Source organism: Sporomusa sp. 246TCP1, assembly GCF_057319775.1.
The window spans coordinates 2,956,326-2,980,275 of record NZ_CM170492.1 but is presented as its reverse complement, the minus strand read 5'-3'; the positions used below and the strand labels follow the sequence as shown (position 1 = coordinate 2,980,275).

The 23,950-nt window shown below is 46.7% G+C and carries 28 protein-coding genes and 2 pseudogenes; 13 read left to right on the top strand and 17 right to left on the bottom strand.

Annotated features, from left to right (window positions below; all coding sequences use genetic code 11):
• Nucleotides 1-11 precede the first annotated feature (11 nt).
• The 4 genes and pseudogenes from AC1ECB_RS13930 (at nt 12) to AC1ECB_RS13915 (ending at nt 2,586) form a co-directional block, all read left to right on the top strand.
• A pseudogene (locus tag AC1ECB_RS13930) lies at nt 12-1,006 on the top strand (phage portal protein).
• Complete coding sequence (locus tag AC1ECB_RS13925) at nt 1,003-1,470, top strand: head maturation protease, ClpP-related (protein WP_485669229.1); 468 nt, start codon at nt 1,003-1,005, stop codon at nt 1,468-1,470. The pseudogene AC1ECB_RS13930 and the gene AC1ECB_RS13925 overlap by 4 nt, the downstream one beginning before the upstream one ends.
• A complete protein-coding gene (locus tag AC1ECB_RS13920) occupies nt 1,418-1,969 on the top strand; it encodes a recombinase family protein (RefSeq protein WP_485669228.1) in 552 nt (183 codons plus the stop codon). Before AC1ECB_RS13925 ends, AC1ECB_RS13920 begins: the two co-directional genes overlap by 53 nt.
• Nucleotides 1,954-2,586 (top strand): annotated as a pseudogene (locus AC1ECB_RS13915) (recombinase family protein). Before AC1ECB_RS13920 ends, AC1ECB_RS13915 begins: the two are co-directional and overlap by 16 nt.
• A gap of 35 nt (nt 2,587-2,621) precedes the next feature.
• Here the strand turns inward: AC1ECB_RS13915 and AC1ECB_RS13910 are convergent.
• From AC1ECB_RS13910 to AC1ECB_RS13880, 7 genes are all read right to left on the bottom strand, one after another.
• Nucleotides 2,622-4,361, bottom strand: a complete 1,740-nt coding sequence (locus AC1ECB_RS13910; RefSeq protein ID WP_485669227.1) for an aldehyde ferredoxin oxidoreductase C-terminal domain-containing protein — start codon at nt 4,359-4,361, stop codon at nt 2,622-2,624.
• Nucleotides 4,362-4,624: 263 nt separating this feature from the next.
• Nucleotides 4,625-4,879 carry a hypothetical protein gene (locus AC1ECB_RS13905; RefSeq protein ID WP_485669226.1) on the bottom strand — a complete coding sequence of 85 codons (255 nt, stop codon included), beginning with the start codon at nt 4,877-4,879 and terminating at the stop codon, nt 4,625-4,627.
• Nucleotides 4,880-5,493: 614 nt separating this feature from the next.
• Complete coding sequence (locus AC1ECB_RS13900) at nt 5,494-6,537, bottom strand: sulfate/molybdate ABC transporter ATP-binding protein (protein WP_485669225.1); 1,044 nt, start codon at nt 6,535-6,537, stop codon at nt 5,494-5,496.
• A 4-nt stretch (nt 6,538-6,541) separates the two neighbouring features.
• Nucleotides 6,542-7,219, bottom strand: coding sequence for a molybdate ABC transporter permease subunit (gene modB / locus AC1ECB_RS13895; RefSeq protein WP_485669224.1), 678 nt, complete (start codon nt 7,217-7,219; stop codon nt 6,542-6,544).
• A gap of 11 nt (nt 7,220-7,230) precedes the next feature.
• A complete protein-coding gene (gene modA / locus AC1ECB_RS13890) occupies nt 7,231-8,034 on the bottom strand; it encodes a molybdate ABC transporter substrate-binding protein (protein WP_485669223.1) in 804 nt (267 codons plus the stop codon).
• 238 nt (nt 8,035-8,272) lie between these two features.
• Nucleotides 8,273-9,286 carry a type I glyceraldehyde-3-phosphate dehydrogenase gene (locus AC1ECB_RS13885; protein ID WP_485669222.1) on the bottom strand — a complete coding sequence of 338 codons (1,014 nt, stop codon included), beginning with the start codon at nt 9,284-9,286 and terminating at the stop codon, nt 8,273-8,275.
• Between the two features lie 67 nt (nt 9,287-9,353).
• Nucleotides 9,354-10,400, bottom strand: a complete 1,047-nt coding sequence (locus AC1ECB_RS13880; RefSeq protein WP_485669221.1) for an AbrB family transcriptional regulator — start codon at nt 10,398-10,400, stop codon at nt 9,354-9,356.
• Nucleotides 10,401-10,597: 197 nt separating this feature from the next.
• Between AC1ECB_RS13880 and AC1ECB_RS13875 the strand changes: the two genes are divergently transcribed.
• The 7 genes from AC1ECB_RS13875 (at nt 10,598) to AC1ECB_RS13845 (ending at nt 14,406) form a co-directional block, all read left to right on the top strand.
• Nucleotides 10,598-11,536 (top strand): substrate-binding domain-containing protein, encoded by a 939-nt coding sequence (locus AC1ECB_RS13875; RefSeq protein ID WP_485669220.1) that lies wholly within the window; start codon nt 10,598-10,600, stop codon nt 11,534-11,536.
• Nucleotides 11,526-11,717, top strand: a complete 192-nt coding sequence (locus AC1ECB_RS13870) for an aminotransferase class V-fold PLP-dependent enzyme (protein WP_485669344.1) — start codon at nt 11,526-11,528, stop codon at nt 11,715-11,717. The genes AC1ECB_RS13875 and AC1ECB_RS13870 overlap by 11 nt, the downstream gene beginning before the upstream one ends.
• 246 nt (nt 11,718-11,963) lie before the next feature.
• On the top strand, nt 11,964-12,311 hold the full coding sequence (locus AC1ECB_RS13865; protein WP_485669219.1) for a DUF190 domain-containing protein: 348 nt from the start codon (nt 11,964-11,966) through the stop codon (nt 12,309-12,311).
• A 41-nt stretch (nt 12,312-12,352) separates the two neighbouring features.
• A complete protein-coding gene (crcB, locus tag AC1ECB_RS13860; RefSeq protein WP_485669218.1) occupies nt 12,353-12,727 on the top strand; it encodes a fluoride efflux transporter CrcB in 375 nt (124 codons plus the stop codon).
• A 37-nt stretch (nt 12,728-12,764) separates the two neighbouring features.
• Nucleotides 12,765-12,974 carry a hypothetical protein gene (locus tag AC1ECB_RS13855; RefSeq protein WP_485669217.1) on the top strand — a complete coding sequence of 70 codons (210 nt, stop codon included), beginning with the start codon at nt 12,765-12,767 and terminating at the stop codon, nt 12,972-12,974.
• On the top strand, nt 12,931-13,218 hold the full coding sequence (locus tag AC1ECB_RS13850; RefSeq protein WP_485669216.1) for a hypothetical protein: 288 nt from the start codon (nt 12,931-12,933) through the stop codon (nt 13,216-13,218). Before AC1ECB_RS13855 ends, AC1ECB_RS13850 begins: the two co-directional genes overlap by 44 nt.
• Nucleotides 13,219-13,263: 45 nt before the next feature.
• Nucleotides 13,264-14,406 carry an MFS transporter gene (locus tag AC1ECB_RS13845; RefSeq protein ID WP_485669215.1) on the top strand — a complete coding sequence of 381 codons (1,143 nt, stop codon included), beginning with the start codon at nt 13,264-13,266 and terminating at the stop codon, nt 14,404-14,406.
• A gap of 95 nt (nt 14,407-14,501) precedes the next feature.
• Here the strand turns inward: AC1ECB_RS13845 and AC1ECB_RS13840 are convergent, their stop codons facing one another.
• From AC1ECB_RS13840 to AC1ECB_RS13795, 10 genes are all read right to left on the bottom strand, one after another.
• Entirely contained in the window at nt 14,502-14,921 is a 420-nt protein-coding gene (locus tag AC1ECB_RS13840) for a TolC family protein (protein ID WP_485669214.1), read from the bottom strand.
• Nucleotides 14,851-15,261 carry a hypothetical protein gene (locus AC1ECB_RS13835; RefSeq protein ID WP_485669213.1) on the bottom strand — a complete coding sequence of 137 codons (411 nt, stop codon included), beginning with the start codon at nt 15,259-15,261 and terminating at the stop codon, nt 14,851-14,853. The genes AC1ECB_RS13840 and AC1ECB_RS13835 overlap by 71 nt, the downstream gene beginning before the upstream one ends.
• Before the next feature lie 24 nt (nt 15,262-15,285).
• Nucleotides 15,286-16,017 (bottom strand): ABC transporter ATP-binding protein, encoded by a 732-nt coding sequence (locus AC1ECB_RS13830; protein ID WP_485669212.1) that lies wholly within the window; start codon nt 16,015-16,017, stop codon nt 15,286-15,288.
• Between the two features lie 4 nt (nt 16,018-16,021).
• Entirely contained in the window at nt 16,022-17,215 is a 1,194-nt protein-coding gene (locus AC1ECB_RS13825; protein ID WP_485669211.1) for an ABC transporter permease, read from the bottom strand.
• Complete coding sequence (locus tag AC1ECB_RS13820) at nt 17,212-18,378, bottom strand: efflux RND transporter periplasmic adaptor subunit (protein ID WP_485669210.1); 1,167 nt, start codon at nt 18,376-18,378, stop codon at nt 17,212-17,214. Before AC1ECB_RS13820 ends, AC1ECB_RS13825 begins: the two co-directional genes overlap by 4 nt.
• A gap of 249 nt (nt 18,379-18,627) precedes the next feature.
• A complete protein-coding gene (locus AC1ECB_RS13815) occupies nt 18,628-19,008 on the bottom strand; it encodes a DUF2680 domain-containing protein (protein ID WP_485669209.1) in 381 nt (126 codons plus the stop codon).
• 333 nt (nt 19,009-19,341) lie between these two features.
• On the bottom strand, nt 19,342-19,686 hold the full coding sequence (locus AC1ECB_RS13810; RefSeq protein WP_485669208.1) for an SHOCT domain-containing protein: 345 nt from the start codon (nt 19,684-19,686) through the stop codon (nt 19,342-19,344).
• A 97-nt stretch (nt 19,687-19,783) separates the two neighbouring features.
• Nucleotides 19,784-20,965 carry a chromate efflux transporter gene (gene chrA / locus AC1ECB_RS13805; protein ID WP_485669343.1) on the bottom strand — a complete coding sequence of 394 codons (1,182 nt, stop codon included), beginning with the start codon at nt 20,963-20,965 and terminating at the stop codon, nt 19,784-19,786.
• A 68-nt stretch (nt 20,966-21,033) separates the two neighbouring features.
• Entirely contained in the window at nt 21,034-22,542 is a 1,509-nt protein-coding gene (locus tag AC1ECB_RS13800) for a HAMP domain-containing sensor histidine kinase (protein ID WP_485669207.1), read from the bottom strand.
• Nucleotides 22,539-23,231, bottom strand: coding sequence for a response regulator transcription factor (locus AC1ECB_RS13795; RefSeq protein ID WP_485669206.1), 693 nt, complete (start codon nt 23,229-23,231; stop codon nt 22,539-22,541). Before AC1ECB_RS13795 ends, AC1ECB_RS13800 begins: the two co-directional genes overlap by 4 nt.
• 176 nt (nt 23,232-23,407) lie before the next feature.
• On the opposite strand from AC1ECB_RS13795, the gene AC1ECB_RS13790 reads away from it, so the two are divergent.
• The gene (locus AC1ECB_RS13790; protein WP_485669205.1) at nt 23,408-23,656 is read left to right on the top strand and encodes a DUF134 domain-containing protein; all 249 of its coding nucleotides are present in this window, start codon (nt 23,408-23,410) and stop codon (nt 23,654-23,656) included.
• A 27-nt stretch (nt 23,657-23,683) separates the two neighbouring features.
• A complete protein-coding gene (locus AC1ECB_RS13785) occupies nt 23,684-23,899 on the top strand; it encodes a hypothetical protein (protein ID WP_485669204.1) in 216 nt (71 codons plus the stop codon).
• Nucleotides 23,900-23,950 lie beyond the last annotated feature (51 nt).

The window sequence follows — 23,950 nt, the reverse complement described above, 5'->3', positions numbered from 1 at the left end:
AACCAGTGAAAATATCATTTGTATCAAGATTTTTTCAAACAAGAGCCAGTCCGAAAAACAGCTCATGGGGCAGTGCATATACCTTCTTTCTCGGAACAAGCACAAGCGGAAAAACCGTAAATGAGCGAACTGCCATGCAAACAACCGCTGTTTATGCCTGCGTTCGAATCCTAGCCGAAACCATAGCATCGCTGCCTTTACACACTTATCGTTATACTACGAGCGGTAAAGAAAAAGCAGCGGATCACCCCATATATTATCTGCTCCATAGCGAACCAAATCCAGAGATGACTTCATTCGTGTTTAGAGAAACACTGATGGGTCATCTTTTATTATGGGGCAATGCTTACGCTCAAATCAATCCGCGATGGCCGGGGCAGAGTAGTAGCTCTTTATCCGCTGCTACCTAACAAAATGACCGTCAACCGAAACGACCAGGGCCAGCTTTACTACCAATACGAGAGAGATGGTCAAAGCCATTTGCTCCGCAGCAACGAAGTCCTGCACATCCCGGGCCTTCAAAAGTATTGGCATCCCGCCAGAGCAAGCGCAATTTTTAGAAACAAGAAAGTTTCAAACCGAAGAAATATGCCGCATATTTCGGGTGCTCCCACATTTGGTGGCAAGCCTTGATCGTGCGACTTTCAGCAATATTGAGCACCAATCCATTAGCTTTGTTGACAATACCATTGTTCCATGGGTTTCAAGAATCGAACAATCAATGCAGAAGGCGATATTTACAGAAACCGAGAAAAAGGCATTCTTTGTGAAGTTCAATTTGAATGGACGATTACGGGGCGATGCGGCCACAAGGGCTGCCTTCTATCAAACCATGCGGCAAAATGGGATCATGGCGGCCAACGAAATTAGGGTTCTAGAAGATATGAATACGATACCGGATGAGTTAGGTGGCGGAAAATATTTGGTTAACGGAAACTTTGTTGATATGGCTGATGCCGGGGCTTGGACTGGTAAGTATGATGTTGGAGGAGGGATAAAAGATTGATTGAAAAATTTTGGAACTGGAGTAATAGTGAAGAAGGACGCACACTGTACTTCGACGGTTACATAGCCGCGGATAGTTGGTATGATGACGATATTACCCCAAAAAAATTTAAAGCTGAACTTAATGCATCCGCCGGTGATATATCCGTGTGGCTTAATTCTCCCGGGGGCGATGTTTTCGCTGGAAACCAAATCTATAATATGCTAAAAGAATACAAAGGCAAAGTCACTATCAAAATTGATAGCCTAGCTGCTAGCGCCGCCTCGGTCATTGTCATGGCCGGAGATGAGGTAATTATGTCACCGGTCAGTATGCTCATGGTGCATAATCCGGCCACCATGATTTTTGGTGAAGCCGCCGACTTTCAAAGCGGTATCAAAATGCTAAGTGAAGTGAAAGAGGGAATTATCAATGCATACGAACAAAAAACAGGGCTATCAAGAGCACTCAGCCACCTATTTTGATTGTATATATGCGCAATACCAGGTGGCCGACCCCAGTCGAGCCTATAGCGAATCGACAGCGGCTGATCGATTGGCAAGGAAAGATTTTTTGGAAACCGTAAGATATGCCGAGTTTGTGAGTGACAACGATCAAATGCTGTGTGCGAATATAAAGTGGCGATATAGACGTAAGTTTGAGAAGGGCGAACTGGCTATCAATGCTACCCGTTTTTGGGGCTACGACAAAGATGAGTACGGCGATTTGGTTATCAATCAAAGCCAGGCCGAGATTGTAGAACGAATTATTAAAGACTATATCGGCGGTAAGGGTACTTTTGTGATTGCCAAAGAGCTTAATGCTGAAGGAGTTATGACCATTGCCGGTGGCCGGTGGCATCCCAGCACAGTGCTAACCATACTCAAAAATGAAAAGTACAAAGGCGCTGCTAAGCTTCAAAAAACATATCGCAAAGATCACCTTACCAAGAAGAAGTGTATGTTCGAATGCTTAAGGATCTAAATGTTGAGGTGTTTTTTGAAAAGGAGAATATTAAGACGCTAGACAGTAAAGGGGAAGTTCTGCTTTCTATTTTAAGCTCCTTAGCCCAAGACGAAAGCCGGTCCATTTCCGAGAACTCTACTTGGGGCATAAGAAGGCGATTTGAGCAAGGGAAGCTACAAATCAACCACACCAAATTTCTAGGCTATGATAAAGATGCAAATGGCAATCTTGTTATTAATGAAAAGCAGGCCAAAATTGTCAGGCGCATATTCACAGAATTTCTTAATGGTAAAGGGACTAACCGCATTGCCAGAGACCTTGAGCGTGACCGCGTACCCAACTGGAATAGTAAGCCTAAATGGTATGAAGGCAGTATTCGGAAAATGTTATCTAACGAAAAATATCGTGGAGATGCTTTGCTGCAAAAAACTTACACCCTAGATTTTTTGACCAAGAAGAGGGCAAACAATACTGGGTAGGTGCCACAGTATTTGGTAGAAGATAGCCATCCAGCCATTATCGACAGGGAAACCTGGAAAGCCCTGCAATTAGAAATGGAGCGAAGGAAAAAATACGCTTCAGGGCACAGGATTCAAAAGCTGGAACTTGCTACGGAGGATAATCCTCACAACTAAAAAAAGCCGGGACTGAGTCCGGCTTTTGAAGTTGACTAGAAATTGTAGACTTCGTCGATTTCTTCGGGTGTGAAGTCCCAAACAAGGTTATGAGGCGGGCAAGGCTCATATTCAAAGAATTCAGGCAGACGATCATGAGCGTTCGTAAAACCAGCTGCGGTATTAAAGGCCCGTTCAACTTTAAGAATTGATTTTCCGAGGGCAGTTACGTCGTCTGCTGTCAATGACAGACCATAGCGAGCATTGATCATATCGACCAGAGCGTTAAAGCCTTCAGGAATATCCAAGATAGCGAAGGCAATGAAGAGACACATACCAGTGCTGTCAACAGCAGCGGTGGCGATTTGCAGGTTACGGGAGAGTTCTACTTGTCCTTCCTTCTTGAGCGGATCTACATAGCCACCAACTTTTAGGATGTTTGTAGCTATGGTGTAACCAGAGGTGTGGTCAGCTCCCATTGGAGAAGTAGCATAGGTCAGGCCGATACCTTTAACGTTACGTGGATCGTACGCAGGGATAGCCTGATCCTTAACAATAGGAGTCCGGAACAGACCGCAAATCTTACCAACAATGGCTGTACCACCACCAAGGATTCGGCCAAGTGGAGTAGGAACAGCGATTTCCTTGATAGCAGCCAGAGCAGCGTTGCCATCACCCCAAGGAAGCAAACCACCTTCAATAGCGGTAGCTACGGCAACAGAAACGTCGATAGCGTCTACGCCGACATCGTCCATTGCCCGGTCGATATAAGCGATGGCATCCAGATCTTGAATACCGGCGTTAGCGCCAAGGGCCCAGATAGTTTCATACTCAAAACCACTCGTAATGTAATTGCCTTCTTTGTCCGGATACCACTGTGAACAACGAATGATGCAACCAGTGTGGCAACCGTGAGACACTTTGCCTTGACCGCCACGCTCGCTGATCGTGGCATTCAGGGTTTCACCGGAGATTTTGTCATTCCAGTCAATGCGGCCTGTAGTGAAGTTCTTGGCAGGTAAACCGCCAGCTTCGTTTAAGATGTTAATCAATACGTCCGTACCGTACGCCGGTAATGCCTGACCAGTTACCGGATGAGTAGTCAACGCCTTGGCAAACGCTTTGGCTGCTGCTCTGAATTCCTCTGGTTTCGCAAGGGTAACGCCAGGTGCACCGGCATCATCGATTATCAGAGCTTTTACTTTCTTGGAACCCAGCACTGCACCCAGACCGCCACGGCCAGCACTACGGATGTTGCCTTCAGGATCTTTAAAGGAAATATTAGCGGTAGGCAGGCGATATTCACCAGCCGGACCTGCCAACGCGATACCAACTTTGGCACCATATTTGGCATTTAAGACTTTAATCGCTTCGTAGTTGCCACAGCCGCCGAGTATTTCAGCCGGAGCGTCCTCTATGGTTACACCACTCATATCAATTTTAAGCACATAGAACTTGTCTTCTTCAGGCATTCCCTCGATAACCAGAGCTTTGATACCCATTTTGGCCATCTTTTGGGAGAAAGTTCCGCCAGTGTTACTTTCCTTGATGGTACCGGTCAGCGGGCTCTTACCACCTACAGAGAGCCGTCCGGACTGGGCAGCAGTAGTGCCGCTGAGGAGACCGGGAGCAAAGATCAGCTTGTTGTTTTTTCCCAACGCATGGCACGTGGGTTTGACTTCATCGTTAACGAAGTTTGAAGTAAGAGCGCGACCTGCTAGGGCTGCGTACTTTTCTGGAGCCTCACTCGTTGTAACTTCCTTGGTTGTCATGTTTACACGGATAAATTTGTTCATAATAATCCTCCTAATTGTTTTGATTTAATTGATTTAATTGATTTAAAACAATTAGGAAGAGGCGCTAAAAAATATTATATTTTAGTACCTTTTCCTTTGCGCATTAGCGGGCACGAGAATCACTCATCGCATCTAACGTTTATTATCTCTTGTTTAGGATGATACTAAATCGGAAGCAAATATTAGATTTTTTGTCTTTATCCTATACACATGTTAAACAAAAAGATTCGTAAGTCTACCAATCAATGGGTATGAGGGTTACTTTATACAATAGCAACGTCTTCTATGCCCTCTCTAGAAGCTACAACTTTCTGCCTATCTTTTTCATCCATATGAGGATATATTTGCTCAAAATCATTTGTGATGTTCTCCCATAGGCGTTCATTTGCCTGGCTATCATTTTCTTTCAGAGGTTGATTATGAATGGCACGACTTATATTGTCCAAACCAGTTGTATAGGATGCGTCTTGCGTTAGAGCAATATTATCCTGAGTATTACTCATGTTAATATTTTCCATATTGTGCCTCCCATCTTAGATTATTTGCTCTCTATATATACTGGACATAATTCGTTGTTACATACATACATTTTTCTTTTAAATTTTAGCATGTATATTTTGGGGATATATGTATAAAGATATAAATTCGACCTAACCGACACCTTCAACGCTTGCCCAGGAAGGGACAAGGAACAGGTGCTCTGTCCCAAAGTGAATGACGTAGGTCCTTATTGCTAAGACGATCTAATCGACAATGATGCAGAAATGTAATTTTGGGGAATCTTTTTGATTGACAGTAATTCGGCGAAAATAATAATACCGCAAATGATGGTCATTTATGTTGACCACATTTTGCGGTATTTCTTCTTTGATGATTCGTAAGCTAGATCTGTCAAGACCTAACCGGCACTCTTAAAGCTTGCCCAGGATATATTCTCGCGTTATTGTCTAATTTATTTATTCGTCGAATCTCAAAAACTACTTCCCTAACATCGTCCTTGGATGTTGTGTATTTATAGGCAATTATGCCAAACTGTATCTCCTGGTTTCACGTAGATCATCTTATGGGTAGTGGTATCAACAAAAGCACGTAAAATAGTCAGTGGGGTAATAGCTAATATTTGCAAAAATATTTAACCGATAAAAAAGACTTTCTCAGGAGGAACATGCAAATAGACCATGTCCCTTATATTTTTCGCCAGGGTTTTCCATTTTGTTTTATCCATATCTATATGAATAAAGTGGCCATCACAGTTTACTGTGATAGAGACATAGAACGTTCCATCCATCACGTCAATAATCTGACAGTAAAATGTATTCAATTCTTTCGGGTCGTTATCGTAAAGGTGTAAATGGTAACTGTGAAAACCTATCGTTGTTTTTGAGTTAAGTTGGACTTTGGTTTTAGAGTTTGACAATAGCGTTTTAATAGTATTATCATGGGCGTTAGCACCTACGTTAATCAGGTTTCGACAACCAACAACTTGTGCTACCTCCAACGTAGCGGGGCGTTCCGTTACTTCATGCTTATCACCCATCTGAACACTCTTACCATGAGCATAAACCAGAATGTGATCGCAGAGGCGATGGGCCTCTTCAATATTGTGAGTTACGAGTAAAACTGTTCCTGTAAAATTATTTCGAATGATTTCAAGTAGTTCATTTTCAAGGTGGCGTTTAATATGGTTATCCAGAGCAGAAAATGGTTCATCGAGTAACAAAAGGTCGGGGCGCGTAATAAGTGTACGCGCCAGCGACACTCGCTGCTGCTGGCCGCCGGACAACTGTGCTGGATAATGATTTTCGCGGTCTTTGAGACGAAAAATATGAAGTGTTTCTTGGACACGATCTGTTTTATCCCGCTTATTCAAACCTTGTAAACCGAAAGCGATGTTCTCCTTGACTGTAAGATGGGGGAAAAGGGCATAGTTCTGAAAAACGTAGCCGATGTTTCGTTGGCGTGGGAGTATATTAATCTTTTCCCTGGAATCAAAAAGCACACGATCATTAATCACAATTCTTCCTTCGTTTGGGGTTTCAATTCCAGCGATTGAACGCAATGTAATACTTTTGCCGCTGCCGGAGGGACCAAGAACGCCAAGTATCTCATTATCCGCATGGAAATTGGCGTGCAGTTTAAAATCACCTAAACTTTTTCGAATGGTTACATCAAGCATACTATTATCTCCTCAGAACATTTTTGTCAAGTTGATTGAGCAGGAACAGGATAGACAAAGCGACAATTGTCATGATCGCGACTAGCATATCAGTAAGTTCGGTGTTGCCCGCTAGAAGGGCATCATATATGGTAATCGGCATCGTTGACGTTTTGTTCGGGATATTACCAGCAACCATAAGCGTAGTGCCGAAATCTCCTAAAGCGCGGGCAAATGAAAGGATAATGCCTGACAAAATACCACGCCACGCCAGCGGGAACAGAACTGTACGAAAAATATTATAATCAGTTCGTCCTAAGAGACGCGCTGCGTGAATTAAATCTTTGTCGATAGAGGTAAATGCCGTGCGTGCGGTTTTAATCATGAATGGAAGTGATACAACCATCGCTGCAATGGTTGCGCCAAGTGGAGTAAATACAATCATGACATTAAAGTTCTCTTCAAGAAATCTGCCGATAAAACTTTGGCGACCCAACAATATCAAGAGATAATAACCTAGAACCGTTGGCGGCAGCACAATTGGCAATGTCAGCAGTGAGTCTGCTAGATCAGCTATTTTACTACTAGATTTACAAAGAAAATAGGCCATCGGAATACCGATGGCAATGCTTAGCAAGGTAGCGCTGAACGCTACCCTTAGCGACATGATAAGTGGAAATAAGTTCAGATCAGATATATTCATGATGATTACACCTACAGTCCACTTGGTAGAACAAACCCGTATTTCTTCATGATAACTCGGCCCGCGGGACCGTTCACGTATTGAATAAACTGGCGAGCCAATGCTTCGTTGGAAGTGCCCTTTACGACAGCCAAGGCTTGATCAAGGGGTTCGTGAAGGTTGCCGTCAATCAGAGAAAAATCAATATCATCTCTCTTTGACAAGGAGAGCGCAATAATGCCGACTTCGGCATTGCCTGTCTGGACATGTTTTAATGTATCTTGAATATTATTTCCGTATACTAACTTATCTTTAATTTTATCCCACAGACCTGCTTTTTCTAAAGCTTGCTTTGCGGCAAGTCCATATGGTGCATGTTCGGGGTTTGCGATGGCAATTTTTTTGATATCAGGAGAAGTTAAATCAGTCAAATCCTTTACATTATAAGGCTTTCCTTTTAGAGCCGCGAGACCGATACGACCTCTGGCGTATAGTTGCTTGGTGTCGGAAACAATCTTACCCTTGGCATCTAAATCGTCCACATATTTGACATTGGCAGCGGCCAATAAATCAAAGGGAGCACCATTTTCTATTTGGTGGACTGCCGTACCAGTAGAGCCGAAACTAAATTCAACCGTATTACCAGTTTCTTTTTCAAAGTTTTGGCCGATTTCTTTAAAGGCTACAGCAAGGTCAGCTGCTGCGGCTACTGTTAGCTTTTTCACCGGTTGCGTTTCTGGCGATTTTGAGGTGGGTTGCTGAGTAGCACACCCCCAAAGCGTTAATGACACGGCAAAAAGCATTATGATTGTGAGTAAACGAGTTTTTTTCTGCATGTTGATCTTATCAACTCCTGTATGAATTTTATATAAACTTTCTCTCCTCTGATGAAACGAATTGATGTAGTAGTCAGCGACACTTCCATGGTATATTAATTATCCATTTCATCTATATCGAGAAGTTACCAAACTGTTTTATTAATCGTCCATCATATTTTGGTAACACAAATGACGGTGACGTTCCTAAACTTCATCTGGGTCATCTATGACGATGTTGTTTTTTAAAAACATCTTATTAAAGTTTTGCAAAATACTTGGCCGTTTTAACCATTTGGCTTACATATGAGTTTTCATTGTCAAACCACGATGCTATCTGAACCTGATAAGTATTATCATCAATCCGACTAACCATCGTTTGCGTAGCGTCAAACAGTGCGCCATAGGTAATACCAACTATATCAGATGAGACATATTCTTCTTCCGTATAGCCGAATGAATCTGATGAGCATGCTTTCATGGCCGCATTGATACTTTCAACCGTTATATCCTTTCCGTGGACAACTGCGATAAGAATAATTAAGCATCCTGCAGCCACAGGAACTCGTTGAGCTGAACCGCTGAGCTTTCCATCTAACTCCGGAATGACAAGTCCAATGGCTTTGGCAGCTTCTGCGGTGGTAGGAACAATATTAGTTGGTGCAGAACGCGATCTTCGCAAGTTACCTTTTCTTTGTGGGCCATCAAGTATCATTTGGGTAGCTGTAAAAGCGTGAATTGTGGTCGAAATGCCGCTTTGAATTGGCACATAGTCATTTAAGGCCTTAGCCATTAATGCTAGGCAGTTCGTCGAGCACGAAGCAGCTGAAATGATTTTGTCATCTGGCATCAATAACTTCTCATTTATGCCGAATACGATGGTCGGCATGTCCCTTCCAGCCGGAGCGGAAATAACAACCTTACTTGCACCTGCATCAAGATGAGCCTGCGATTTAGCTTTAGACAAATAAGCACCTGAACACTCCAGCACAACGTCCACACCAAGCTGTCTCCAGGGAAGTTTTGAAGCATCTACTTCTTTATAAACTTTTATCTCTCTTTCGCTAACCCTGATAAAGTCTTCGCGGGCTTCTACTTCGTCGGCAAGTCTAAACTTCCCCTGAGTTGAATCATGCTTTAGAAGATAGGCTAACAGGGTAGCATCGGCTAAATCGTTAATTGCTACTACTTCGTATTCATCTGAATCGAAAAATTGTCTAAGCGCAAGACGCCCTACGCGGCCAAAACCATTGATTGCAACTCTTATACTCATATCAAAACTCCTCCTTCAATTTTGTTTATATGTTAAGTAAACGTGAATTGCCTGAGTTTTTTGCTCTTTACATGAAACTGCAAATCAAACTAATTATTTGAGGAAAAAATGTCATTACAACAACTGCGCGAATAACCTGCATGACAATGATATCTGTGTTTTGCACTCCAATATCTGAGGAAATTAGTGCCATGTCAGACGCGCCTGCGGGAGTAGTGATCAACATCGCTTCTTTTCTGGTAAACCCATACATTTTGCTTATGATTTTACCTGTTATAAAGCAGTTTGCTATATAGCCGATAATAATTATTAAAATGGGCAGTAGCAGATGCCGTATATCGGAGATGTCTGACATTGTAATGCTACTTCCGATATACGTGCCACTTAAAATCTGTGCCCCTTGCTTTGCCCAACGCGGCAGATAAGCGAAATCAAATACAAGTTTTAAAATCAAAACAGATAGTATGGGAAAAACAAACGCACCTGCAGGTATACCGGAGTACTTTCCGATAATCCCCATAATTAATGCTATAACCATTGTTACCGAAAAGGCTAGCCAAGATTTTGTGCTTGATTTTCCTCGTTTTACGGTAAAAGTTTCTCTGTCTACATTTTCAGTAAATTTTCTTCTGTTATGATAAGCTAAAATCATCGCTGGGAATATGCCAATCCCCAGCACTTGACGTACCATTTGCATTACCGCAACTTTCGGTGCATCGGCTCCCATGTCTGCTGCTATAATTGGCGTATCGCTGATTCCTCCAGGAACCGCTGCCATTAACGATGTTACTAGATCTAAAGGGCTGATTAAATAAATAATTGTGCCTACAAATAAATTAAGTATTAAAAACGCAAATAACATGAGTGCAGTAGGTTTCGCAATGTTAGGAAGGCGTTTTAAATCACTTTTTTCTATTGTGCAACCCATGAACGCTCCTGCTATAATTAGGGCTAATGTTTTTGTTTCATTTGGCATATGAGCAACCCCAAACAAAACATTTATCACGGCTACGCCAAGAACGGCACCAATCATAAGTCCTCCAGGGACTTTTATTTTATAAAATGCAAAACCTAAACTTCCTCCGGTCAAGAGAGTAAGTAATAAATTAACCATAACTCGTTCCTTTCTTACTTGAAAATGTGCGAATTGATACGTAATCGTATATAAACGCTAAAAAGTAGTGGTTTATACATGATTTAAAATAAATTATATCACTAAAACGCACTTAGTCTAGTGATTAGTGGCAAAAACATACGAAATGATATATAATTACATTAAATCACATATAAATATAGAATGGACGGATATGAATGGACAATAATAAAGCACTGTCTACAGAGCAAGTTGCAGATATTTTACATGTTAGTAAAAGTACAATCTATGATTTGATTAAAAGAGGTGAAATCACATCCTATAAAGTTGGCCGTAAAGTTCGGTTCACAGAGGAAGATGTAGATAACTATATTGCAAAATCAAGAAATTTGCAGGGAGCATCGAATGACAAGTCCTTTCTCCAAAATGATTTAATGTTTGGAACAAATCAAAGTAGTAAAAACTTCATTATTTGCGGACAAGATGTTATCTTAGATGTTTTGTCAAACTATTTGAGATTAAATGGAGTGTCAGCACTGCGTGCGTATATTGGTAGCTATGACAGCCTAATCTCCTTGTATCAAGGGAAGGTTCAGGTTACTGCAGCGCATTTGTGGGATGGCGATACAGACCAGTACAATATTCCCTATGTAAGGAGACTACTCCCTGGGATTCCGGCTGTCGTTATCCACCTGACATGTAGAATGCAAGGATTCTATGTAGCAAAAGGAAACCCGAAAAACATTAGCACATGGAGTGATTTTGCGCGCGAGGACGTTACGATGATCAACCGAGAAAAAGGTGCAGGTTCCAGGGTGCTACTTGATGAGAATCTTAGACTTCTTGGAATTAGCGGCATGCAGATTAACGGCTATTCCAACGAGACATCATCTCACTTGACAGTAGCCAGTGCAGTTAGTAGTGGTGAGGTGGATGTTGCCATCGGAAACGAAAAAATCGCAAAGCAAGTGGATAATATTGAATTCATCCCTATAAAAAAAGAACGCTATCAGCTTATTATAAAAAAAGATGACCTCAATACATATGAGGTCATGACCATGCTAAAGATTATCCGTTCCGCTACATTCAAAAAAGAATTCGGCAACATTGGCGGATATGATATAACTGACATCGGGAAAATTGTAGCTGAAACATAATCGAATAATACACAATAAAATTAAAACAATAATTAAACGAAAACGCTCCCCGGCGTTGCTGCACTGCGATGCTGTGCAGGGGTTTGGAAAATTACCCTTCACCGCTGCTAGCATTGGAGCCGATCTTATCAGCATCAGTGCGCATAAGATACATGGTGTCAAGGGTGCCCGCTTTATGTGAAAAAGGGCGTAAATATGTATACTATCATGTTCGGCGGCGGGCAAGGAACGGGGTCTGCGTTCAGGGACGGAGAGTTCTCCGCTTATTGCTGCTTTCGGTGAAGCAGCTCTGGTTTATAGGTTCTTCATTGGCAGCGTGTCGCAAAAGGTGTTTGTGCACGCTGTTACTCTGGTCTACAGTATTGGTCTTGCAGCGAGAACGTAAATAGTGGTAGATTTGAATATCAAAGTTGAAGGAGGAGTCTTTGTGCCCAAAATTGCAAGTCAAGCCAAACGATTACGGATTTATATAGGGGAAAGTGACCATTGGAAACGGCGTTCGATGTATCACGCTATCGTAGAAAAAGCCAAAGAGCTGGATATGGCGGGAGCAACCGTATTTCGAGGTCTGGTAGGATATGGAGCTGATAAACGTATTCATACAGCAAGCATTGTAGATCTGTCAAGTGACTTGCCTATACTTGTTGAGATTGTTGACAGTGAGGAATATATAGCGAAATTGTTGCCTTATTTGGATGAAATGCTGGAAAATGGACTTGTGACAATTGATGATGTTGAAGTCATCAAATATGGCAATAAACCGCCCAAACGTTGAAAATAGTGGATAGATAATTTGGGCAAGCGGGGTGAAACGATATGTTAGAAATCATCTTAGTAGCGGTTGGCGGCGGGCTTGGCGCAACTACCCGGTTTTTGACGTCTAACTGGGTGGCAGCGCGTTTTGGTACAGAGTTTCCGATGGGGACGTTGCTGGTTAATGTCGTGGGGTGTTTCATTATTGGATTGTTTATGGCGCTGACTACCGAACGTTTGAGTGTCAGCCCCTATTGGCGGCTTTTGGTTGCCGTGGGATTTTTGGGTGGGCTGACCACCTTTTCGTCGTTTAGTTATGAAACGCTGCATCTTTTGGAGGAAGCGAATGTCATGCAGGCTTTTTATAATGTCGGGCTTAATGTCTTGGTCGGTTTTTTTGCTACCTGGCTGGGAATTGGTCTCGTCAAATTGTTCTAATAGCGAACGATTATAGGAATAAAGGGGAGTGGAGACCGTGATTTCTGTACAATTACCCAATGGCGGTAGACAGTATGAATTTCGTCACGTTGTGTTTGATTATAACGGAACGTTAGCTGAGGATGGTGTTGCTGGTCGAGCTGGCGGCCAAGACGCATGTGGTGGTGATAACGGCGGATACTTTTGGACTGGTGCGTCAGGAAATGGCAACGGTGCCGGGGGTGGAACTGATTGTATTGGAGGCTGAGCAGGATGGCACGGAAAAAGCCCGGCGCGTCCAGGAGTGGGGCGCCGAGCATACCGTGGTTGTCGGCAATGGCGTCAACGATCAGCCGATGTTTTTTATTGCCGGGCTGAAAATTTGCGTGCTGGGCCCGGAAGGTGTCAGCACCAGCGTGCTGGCGGCGGGCAACATTGTGGTGCGGTCGCCGGCGGACGCCATCCGGCTACTCTTAAAGCCCAAGCGGCTGATTGCGACCCTGCGGACCTGATGTGGTTTTAAGGGGCAGGCTATGCAGGAGAGGATGGGGCAGCGCATGCATAAGAATATTATTCTGTTAGGGTTAGTCAGTCTGTTTACCGATATATCCAGCGAAATGATTTATCCGCTGGTGCCGCTCTATCTGACCGCCGTTTTGGGGGCGTCGCCCGCCGCCCTGGGCATCATCGAAGGTATTGCCGAAAGCCTGGCCAGTTTGCTTAAAATCGGTTCCGGGCGGCTGGCCGATCGGCTGGAAAAGCGAAAGCCCTTGGCGATTGTTGGCTATGGCCTGTCGGCGGTGGGAAAAGTACTGTTTGTCGTGGCCGCCAGTTGGACGGGAATTTTGTGGGCGCGGGTCGGCGACCGGTTTGGCAAAGGTATCCGCACCGCGCCGCGCGATGCGCTCATTGCCGACGCCTGCGATGACCAAAGCCGCGGCAAGGCGTTTGGCTTGCACCGGGCCATGGACACGGCTGGTGCGGTCATCGGCATTGGGTTGGCATATTGGCTGTTTACCCAGTACAATGGCAATTATATTACTGTCTTTTGGCTGTCGGTTGTTCCTGCCGTGATTGGCGTATTACTCTTATTTTTGGTCAGTGATGCCGGGAAAAGTACGGTACAGACGGCAAAGAATCTGACGTTTTCCTGGCGGGAACTGGACAGCCGGCTCAAGTATTTTATTATTGTCAGTTTTCTTTTCAATCTGGGCAATTCTTCGAATCAGTTTTTGCTGGTGCGGGCCGGTACGGTCGGGTTTGACGCCGCGCAGGTCATCTTGCTGTATTTGCTGATGAATGTCACCTATTTACTGATTTCTTACCCGGCGGGGCTCTTATCCGACCGGGTGGGGCGACGAGCGTTGCTGGTTGCCGGCTATTTGGTGTATGGACTGGTCTATATGGGATTTGCGATGGCCCAAAGTTCCTGGGCGCTGATTACCCTGTTCGGCGTCTATGGCCTGTATATCGGTCTGACCGAAGGGAATGAAAAGGCGCTGCTGGCCGATATCGCGCCCAGCAGGCAAAAAGCTTCGGTGTACGGCCTGCATGCGCTGGTAGTGGGCGCAGCGCTGCTGCCAGCGTCGGTAATTGCCGGCTTTCTCTGGGAAGCCTTCGGCGCGGCCGCGCCTTTTTGGTTTGGCGGCGTTACAGGGCTGCTGGCAGCAGGAGCGATTTGGCTGGGGCTGAGAAAATAATCGTTGAAATATGGGATTATATCGCTATCTGTAATGGATAAGGATGGAACACTGAAAGCACGCCAAGCGGCGTGCTTTTCGTGTACGGGGTTATATTATAGAGCCGGCAATCCCATTGCTTTATCCAGTTTGGCTTTACTGGTATTGTAGTCGTATAAGGCCTGGACATAGTTGGTTTTAGCCTGGGTTAAAGCAACCTGGGAATCGAGTAAGTCTAGGTTAGTGCCAACTCCGGCGGAGTAACGGACCAGGGAGATTTTATAGTCGTCTTCCGCTTTGGTTACGGTCACTTGACTGGTTTCAATCCGTTTTTCGGCCTCCCGCAGCCCCAGATAGGCCTGCTGCAGTTCCAGTTGAATGGTATCCAGCGTTTGGTGCTGCTGGTCATAGGTTTTTTGCAGGTTGGCTTCGGCTTGAATCGTTTTGGCGTTTGTGAGGCCTGAATCAAAGATATTGAAGCCTAATACTAGATTGACCGACCAGTTGTTGGCTGACCAGTCCCTCCACCCGACCACCGGTATAGAGAGGATAGCTCAAGGTCAGCTTATTGTCAAAGTTATCCTTGACCGTGGGGGTTGGTTTGTTATCGGTGGGAGCGGGCAGCAGGCGGGCTGTGGTATGGGCGTAGTTTAATGTAGGCGATGCGCCTGCCTGATTTTCGGCAATTTTTCCATAAGCCGCCTGCCGGTCAGAAAGCGTCATTTTGATGGTATAGTTATTTTGCAGGGCCAGCCGGATGCTGTCAGTCAGAGTGAGTTCAAGCGGCGCGGCCCAGGCCGCCTGGGTCATGAGGAAAAAGCAGATGATGATACTGCTTAGCAACTTGCTTCGTTTCCCTATATTATGATTATCCATATGGATTCCTCCTGTTTGCCTGCGTTAGTCTGGAAATGGTAATCCTTGCCCCTGCTCTTCATGGGCAATGCCGTCGCGCAGGCGGTACAGCCGTTTAAAGCGGGGGATGATGATGTCATCATGGGTGACCACAATAATGGCGGTCTGGTATTGTTCGGCCAGCCTGGTTAGTATTCTCATGACAATGAGGGACCGCTCGCTATCTAAAGGAGCCGTCGGCTCATCAGCCAGGATAAAGGGCGGCCTATTGGCCAGGGCGCGGGCGATGGCCACGCGTTGCTGCTCACCCCCCGACAGTTCGGACGGTTTCGCATGAGAACGATGGTCAACTTCCAGCGCGGTCAACAGTTCCCTGGCCCGTTCCCGGGCTTTGGCATTAGAGAGACCGGCCAGCATGGGCAGGAGCGCCACGTTGTCCAGCACCGAAATAAAGGGGATGAGATAGGGGGCTTGGAAGATAAAGCCGATTTTATCCCGCCGGAGTGCTCTGAGATCGTCTACAAGCCAGCCGTTGTCATAGATGACTTCTCCTCCCAGGACAATTTTACCGCTGGTCGGGTCAATGACTGCGCCCAGGCACTGGAGTAACGTGGTTTTGCCTGAACCGCTGGGACCTAGTAGGCCGACGACTTCGCCGGGAGAGACTTCGAGATTGACGCCTTTGACGGCATGGACGGCGGTGGAGCCGGAACCATAGGTCTTGACCACATTGTCCATACGGATGGCTAAAGAAGGAGTGGAATGCTCAGTTGTCATAGTATCATCCTCCTATCGCCGAAGCCGGCTGGACTTTGAGCGCGGCCCGGATGCCGATAATGCTGGCCAGGGTGCAAATCAAGAGCGTAAGGATAAAGGCGACAATGCTATCGGTCAGCACAAATTCAATATGTTTGGGAAACAGCGGTGCCCACAGGGTAGCGGTTGTTTTGCCTACAGCAAAACCAATGAGGCCCAACCCCCAGGCTTGCTGCAAGATCATGCCGGCAATAATCCGGTTTTTGGCGCCAATGAGTTTTAGTACAGCGATTTCTTTAATTTTGCCCATGGTCATGGTGTAAATAATGAGGGCGATAATGGCTGTGCTGACGATGGCCAGAATAACCATAAATATGCCCAGTTGTCTGAGTGCGTTCGAGATCACCTTAACGAGGAGAATTTGTTCCATTTGGGCAAAGGTGTAGACTTCAAAGTGCTTCCAACGCCGGATGGTGTCAGCCACAATGGACGGGTCGTAGCCAGGGGCTACCCGGACGAGTACGGCGTTTACTTTGTGATTGGATTGCTGGGATTCGGTAACCGCCTGCAGGAGACCGGGCACGCCGGGACGGTTGAGCTGAGGGTCGGCGGCAAGGCGGTTGCGGTCATTATAGATGGAGGTGTTATCTTTTTGGAACTGCACTTCCTGTGCATCCTGCATGGTGATAAAGACCACCGGATCACCGCCGGAGGATACCATGCGATCGGTCAAGCCGACAACGGTATATTCGTTGCGGCGGATGCCAATTTTATCACCGACTTTGAAGCCGGTCTTGGTGTCGGCGATAGCTTCATAGCGGGATTTGCTGATGGGACGGCCAGCTACCAGATAAGGCGGCTCACCGGGCTTATCATGTTCAAACCCGGCCACCATCGCCCGCACGTCTTTGTCACCATATCGCACTTGGACTGTCAGATAGGCCACATTGCTGACTTCGGCCACACCGGGCAGACCGGCGATGCTGCGGTACACATCATCATAGAGGGTGGAAGATTCGGCGTAAGGCCCCATGGTATCATCCTGTACCACCCACAGATCGGCGTGAGTACCATGGATGAGGGCAAGAGCATCGTCCATCATGCCGCGCACCAGACCGGTCATGGTTAGAGTCACGCCGATTAACAGGCCCAGGCCGACTGCCGTTAGTACATAACGAACCCAGCTATGGGATATTTCTTTTACGGCTAAATTAATCATGACTTTTTCTCCACCCGGACGCTCATACCTTCGGCCAGTTGTTTCGGGCTGTAGACCACCACGGCATCACCCGGATTTAATCCGTCAATAATTTGGGTTTGGCCGTCCAGTGTCTGTGTGCCGACCGTAACCGGCTGAAAGCGCAGACGATCATTTTCCACTATCCATACGCCATTTTGTTTATTGAGGCGTTTGACAGCGGCGGTGGGCACAACGAGTGTATCGGCAACAGGGGGTAGGTCAATGGTGACCTCAGCTAACTCACCGAGGGGAATCAGGCCGGCCAAATCGCTGAATGCGACATCAACAAACCGTTCTTCGGTTACATTATCGCCCTGGACTTCCAGGCGCGCTACTTTACCAACAAGAGGAGCATCCTGGCGGGACCGGAGAACAATGCTGGCCGGTTGGCCGATGGCAATCCCGTAAAACCGGGATTGGTCAATGCGGGTTCGTACCCATAAGGTTGCTGGGTCTACCAGGTGAAATACCGACTGCCCGGCGACGACCGTTGTGCCTGGCTCGGCGTCCCGGGATACGATGATGCCGTTAACCGGGCTAATCAGTTGTAAGTTGGTGCGTTGACTCGCTATGGCATTTTGGTCAGATACTGCCCGTTCTACTTCTTTTTGCGCCGCTGCTAGTGAAGCCTGGGCGGAGTCATAGGCAGCTTGGGCGGCATTGGCTTCGTTTTGCTTGGAGTCAGTCAGCTCGGCGCTAATCGCCTGGGCTGCCAATAAGTCGCTATAGCGCTTGGCGTTGGTCTGGGCCAAGGCATTACGGCTGTATGTATCCCGTATCTGCGCTTCACTCACTGCCATTGCACTTTGCGCTTTCGCTACGGCGGCGGAAGCAGACTGCAGTTTCTGGTCCAGGTCTACCGGGTCAATTTCGCCCAGTACCTGTCCGGCTTTTACAAGGTCACCGTGGTCGGCCAGTGCGGACAGCAGCCGGCCGGCTTGAGTAGGTCCGACAGTATAGGATAGGCGGGCTTCCACGGTGCCGATGCCGAACACGGCGGGTTTTAGATTTTCTTTGTGAGCTTTGGCAACGGTTACTTTCGGTGGACCGAGCGGTCCTTTGGTGTACAGAAACCAGCCGGCACTGCCAACTAGGGCCAGAACGCAAATTGCGATAATCGGGTGTTTCCACTTTGTTAACAAGGATTTCAAGATTCATCACCTCAACGATAATAATTAGGAGGAAACACTACCGGGGGTTTAGGGTAGCGAGGAATAGAAGTTCCATAAATAAGACGAACAGTTTGACCATGTGCAGACCTCCTGAGGAAAAGTATAGTAGAAAAGTTAGGCGAAACTGTGCTACAAATGTGAAATAAGTGTGAAATTATTCAGTATTATATAGCGAATGACAAAAGCATCTTGCTGACGGCAAGATGCTTTTGTCATTCGCTACTTATTGTTTGATTGTTGCTGCCACATGGGGCCAGGGCCGCCGCGCCTCATACCAGGGCCTCGGTCCATCATGCCAGGACCTGCGTTGTTTTCCAGACGGTCTTTCATCCAGGCGATACGCTGGTCAGCCTGCTCTTGGGTCAGGTTGCCGAATTCGACCTGTTTTTGGATGACTTGTTTACGAACTTCAAACATTTGCTTTCTGAGGTCAGTCATTTGATTAAACAGGGGAGCCAGTTCCTGCTTCTGGGCGTCAGTCAGATTCACCTGGTTGCGGGCGAAGGGCGGTACGTTGGTCGGAGTTGCGGCATATACCATGGAAGCGGCAAAGGCGAGCACCAACAGACCGACTACCGCGATGAGAAGGGATTTTTTCATACGTTTTACCTCCTTGTATTGATTAATCGGTTGGTTTTTTCCAACTGATTTTAGTTTAAACAATAAGTAAGGCAAAAGTATGGAGAAAGTGTAACAAAAGTGTGAAATATGCTTTGACCAACAAGGATATCAGAGTACTGACGCTATGGGGGGGTTCGCCATATAATATGAATTTCGTATACCATACTTTATGAAATGTCACCAGCAAAAAACAGAATAGGAAAAGCCGGAATTTCCTGCGTATGGAAATTCCGGCTTTTCCGCCATAATGCTATTTTTGCTATTCATCATTTTATTTTTAGATTTAGATACTGTTAGGTAGTAAAAGTATTGTTAAAAATAGCTATTAATTAGTGAGAATATTTCTTTTCTGGTACGTTCATACTCGGCAGCGGTAATAAGACCTTGGGCATAGCGACGATTTAATAGTTCCAGGCAATCAGGCTGTACATTTATTTCTTTTTGCATAGATTCGTATTCAGCAGCAGTAATTTCTTCACTGTCCAATCTTCGTTGTAACAGTTCTTGACTAGTTAAGCCGTCGCGTATCGCTATATCATTGTCTGTAGCATTACGGCGTATTAATGCTATCACTAAAAGTACAGCACAAACAACAATGGCGAGTACGATTAACCCACCAAAACCGCTGTTCAACCCGGAAAACTCTTGATGGTGCATTCGATTACCCCCTGTTTTTTATTATGTTACCCCTATTCCTAATTATATCCCTGTCAGGGAAAAAAGTGTGTTAGGCTTGGCCTTAAGAGCGCGGCCATCAATACATGCTCAAGAGCCAATAAACCATCGTTCCGCCGATGACAACCCAAACTGTGTCTAGCTTGCCGAGCCGCAACGCCCCGAAAGTCACCAAAGCGATAACGATTGACAATGGATTAACTAAAGAATACCGCGCTAGGTCTATAGCCACAACCAGCATCATGCCAGCAAAAGCTGCGACGATTCCCTTGATGGCTGATTTCACCCAGGTGTTGTTCCTGATTTGTTGATGAACTTCAGCCGTTACCATAATCAAAAATAAGGACGGCGAAAAAATCCCCAGTGTCGCTGCAATAGCTCCGCTGACAGCGGCCACCTTATAGCCGACGAATGTCGCCGTGATGAGGACCGGTCCCGGGGTAACCTGCCCAAGCGCGATGCCTATCACGAACTCATCCAGAGTTAACCAGTGATAATGTGTTACTACAACTTCCTGTTGAATGAAGGGGATCATGGAAAATCCCCCGCCGAAGAGCAATGCCCCCATACGGAAAAATACTGAGGCAAGTTGCAATAAGACAGGCTGCCCAGAAGCACTGAAAGCGATAGCCACCAACACAGCGGCAAGCACTATAATCTGTCTGATGGGAATACCCATCACTCCAGCATTCGGCTGTACATTTTCCATTGAAGCAGCCTGGCTCTTTAGGGATTGATAGTAAACCAGCATGCCGGCGAAAGCAGAGAAAAGCAATAATGCAAAAATGTTGGCGCGATACAGCATAATGCTAACCGCGGCTAATGCAATACCTAATCCTTTCCAGTCAGTTACCGCCGATTTACCGATTTCGATGACTGCGTGGGCAACAAGACCAGCCACTACCACCGCTATGCCTTTAAATAAGGTATCGACATCCGGTACTGAATCGTAGGTAAAGTATAGGTAAGAAAGCAACAGCATAAGGCCGAATGGCGGTAAAAGGAAGGCAAAGAAGTAAGTTAAGGCCCCGACTATACCCCGTATTTTGTAGCCGGCATAGACGGTGAGCGATACCCAGGTTGCACCCGGCAGGAGCTGTGCCAGAGCCAAGCCGTTAATAAAATCTTCTTCGCTAATCCACTTACGGTTCTTTACCAGATGCTTTTTGGTTTCAGCAGCCAGCGCCGGACCAAACCCGGTTAGGCCAACTTTAAGATACACAACAAATAATTGCCACAGTGAAGGGCCATAACCCGACATGGCAGGGGGGGATGGTACAACAGTGGCTTTCAAAATCAATCATCTCCTTATGGAGTTAGCTTTTGCCACTATACTATGGGAAAACGAATCGTGACAGTGGTGCCTTGACCAACCTGGCTGGTGACTGTCACCGCCGCCTGATGCAACTCAATAATTTGGTTGGCAATGGCTAGTCCCAGGCCGGTGCCGCTATCGTCCCGGCAATGGGATTTATCCACTTTGTAAAATCGTTCCCAGATGTAGGGCAAATCTTTGGACGGAATCCCGGTGCCGGTGTCGGCAACTTCTACCCCGGCGGTGTCACCCTCGGCAAAAGTTGTGAGGGTTACCGTCCCGCCGGACGGGGTGTATTTTATGGCATTATCCAACAGGATTAATAAGAGCTGGGTAATCCGGTCGCCGTTGGCCCGAATAGCAGGGAGTGGTTCTTTGGTATTGGCCACTAGGTGAATTCCCTTTTGCTCTGCTTGTTGTTTAAGCATATGCACCACACTGTCGGCTACTGCCGCCAGTGGTATTTTTTCTTTATCGGCGGCAGCCTTAGCCGACTGCAGTCGGCTTAAATCCAGCAAATCATTGATGAGGCGTTCCAGCCGCACTGTTTCGTCCCGCATCAGCCGGTGGTGTTTTTTGATTTGCGCGGGTTCGTCAACCGTCCCGTCCAATAGCGCTTCGTTATAGCTCCGGATAATGGTCAGCGGTGTCCTGAGTTCATGGGAAACATTGGCCACGAAATCACGACGCAGTTTTTCCATTTTATTGAGTTCAGCAAGATAACTGGCTAAATCCCCGGCCAGAGAATTGAGCGCCAAGCCCAGACGACCCACCTCATCGCTGGTTTCCACCTTGACCAGGGTATTATAATCACCCCGCGCCATGGCGCCGGCTGTTTCCTGCATGGCTTTGAGCGGGCGCACGATATTGCGGGTGAGATAGTTGACCACCAAGAGAGCTAATAGGATGGCCAGGAGGCCCGCTCCGCCGATATAGTAGTAAAGGTGCTGCATGAAGGCGTTGATGCCGGCCACCGGCGCATGCAGCAGCACGGCGCCGCCCACCTGGCCGTTCGCCAGGGTGATGGGAACGGCAACGACCAGCATTTTTTCACCGTAATATGGGTTGTCGAATGTTTTTGTCCAAGTTTTGCCGTCAACAAATACCGGGTCCAGTTCGTTGATAATGGCGTATATGCCGCCTTGGGACTGAAATCCCATGCCGGGCTGTCTGGGGCTGCCCAACCCAGGACCGCCGTTCATGCGCCAGCCGGGGCCCCGCCCCATACCCATGCCGGACATGTTCACCACGTGACGGGATGCGTCCAGTACCCATATCCGCGCGTCCAGGTAGCTGTCGGCATTGGACAAAAAAGTGTCCAGGCCAGTAAAACTGCCGTTTTCCGCGTGGAAATTCTTTAGGGTGCCGGCCAGCTCTGTTCCCTTGGCCGTAAGCTCTTGCTGCTTGGCTGCCAAGGTTTGCTCTTTGATGAGGGCCGATACCCCCAAGAGGACGCCGCCTACTAAGACGATGATGACCAGCATAAAACTGAATAATAGTTTGAGTTGCAAGGAGTGTTTCATGGTCGTACCTCGAAACGATAACCGACTCCCCAAGCTGTTTGAATATCCCAGGGAGTGGTTTCTTTCGTGCCCAGCTTTTGCCGCAGGCGCTTAATATGGCTGTCTACCGTGCGAGTTTCGCCGCAGTAGGTGTAGCCCCATACTTTTTCCAGCAGCATTTCCCGGGAGAAAGTCCGTCCGGGGTGAGAAGCCAGACACCATAACAGTTCCATTTCTTTCGAGGTTAGCGGGACAGTTTGGCCAAAGGTAGTAATGGTATGTTCATTAATGTTGACTTCCAGATTGGAAAAGCGCAAAACATCGGCTTTGGTAAATTCGGTATCCGGCGCCCGCCGCAGCACGGCGTTGACCCGGGCCACCACTTCGCGCGGGTTGAAGGGCTTGGTTACATAGTCGTCAGCCCCTAATTCCAGTCCCATAATCCGGTCGTCATCTTCGGCGCGGGCCGTAAGCATGATGATGGGCACACGGGAAAATTTGCGGATTTGTCGGCACACTTCGATACCATCAAGTACCGGCATCATAATATCTAACAGAATCATGCTGGGTTTTAATTGCTCTACTTTGCGAATGGCTTCCACACCGTCCGCTGCCTCCTCGACGGTAAAGTTTTCTTTGGTAAAATACAGGGCTAATATCTCTCTGATTTTTTCATCATCATCGACAATTAAGATGGTCTGTTCCCGCATGAGAATGCCTCCTTTGTGGTGATTGTTATCCTCATTATACTGGAAAGCGGTGGCGGAAGTATGACTCAAATGTAAAAAAAGTGTGAAATCTATTTTTTCATACGCTGTGCGGATTGCTTTTTTCGTAACAGGGGAATATAGTAATAGTGAGCATATGCTCACTTGGAGGTGGCTACATGCCGAGACGATGTTGCTGTGGATGGGTAGACCAGGAGCCGCAGTGCAGACGATTTACGCCAGAATGCAAATCAGACGCGCAACCAGTGGTTGTTGGCGTGGAAGAACTGGAAGCGGTGCGTCTGAAGGATTTAGAGGAACTGGATCAAGCAGCCTGCGCGGCTGTGATGAATATTTCGCAGGCCAACTTCCAGCGGATTTTACAATCGGCCAGGGCGAAAATTGCCATGGCCTTGGTACAAGGGTGAACGATTTTAATAGAAGGGGGAAGTTACATGGTGAAAAATCGGGTATTTGAGTGTCGGGACTGCGGGCATACCTGGGAGGTTGCGCCTTGCACCGAGGGAGGCAAGCACGGCTACGAACTTGCCTGTCCGCAATGCGGTAGCATGAGCAAAATGAAGGTTGACGAAACCGGAGTTAAACATGCCTGCGGCGGGCATCACCATGGTCATGGATATAGCCATGGCGGCGGTTGCTGCGGCCACTAATCGTTACGTTTAAATAGAAAATTTGTTGTCGAGAGACAAACGCTGGTTGAA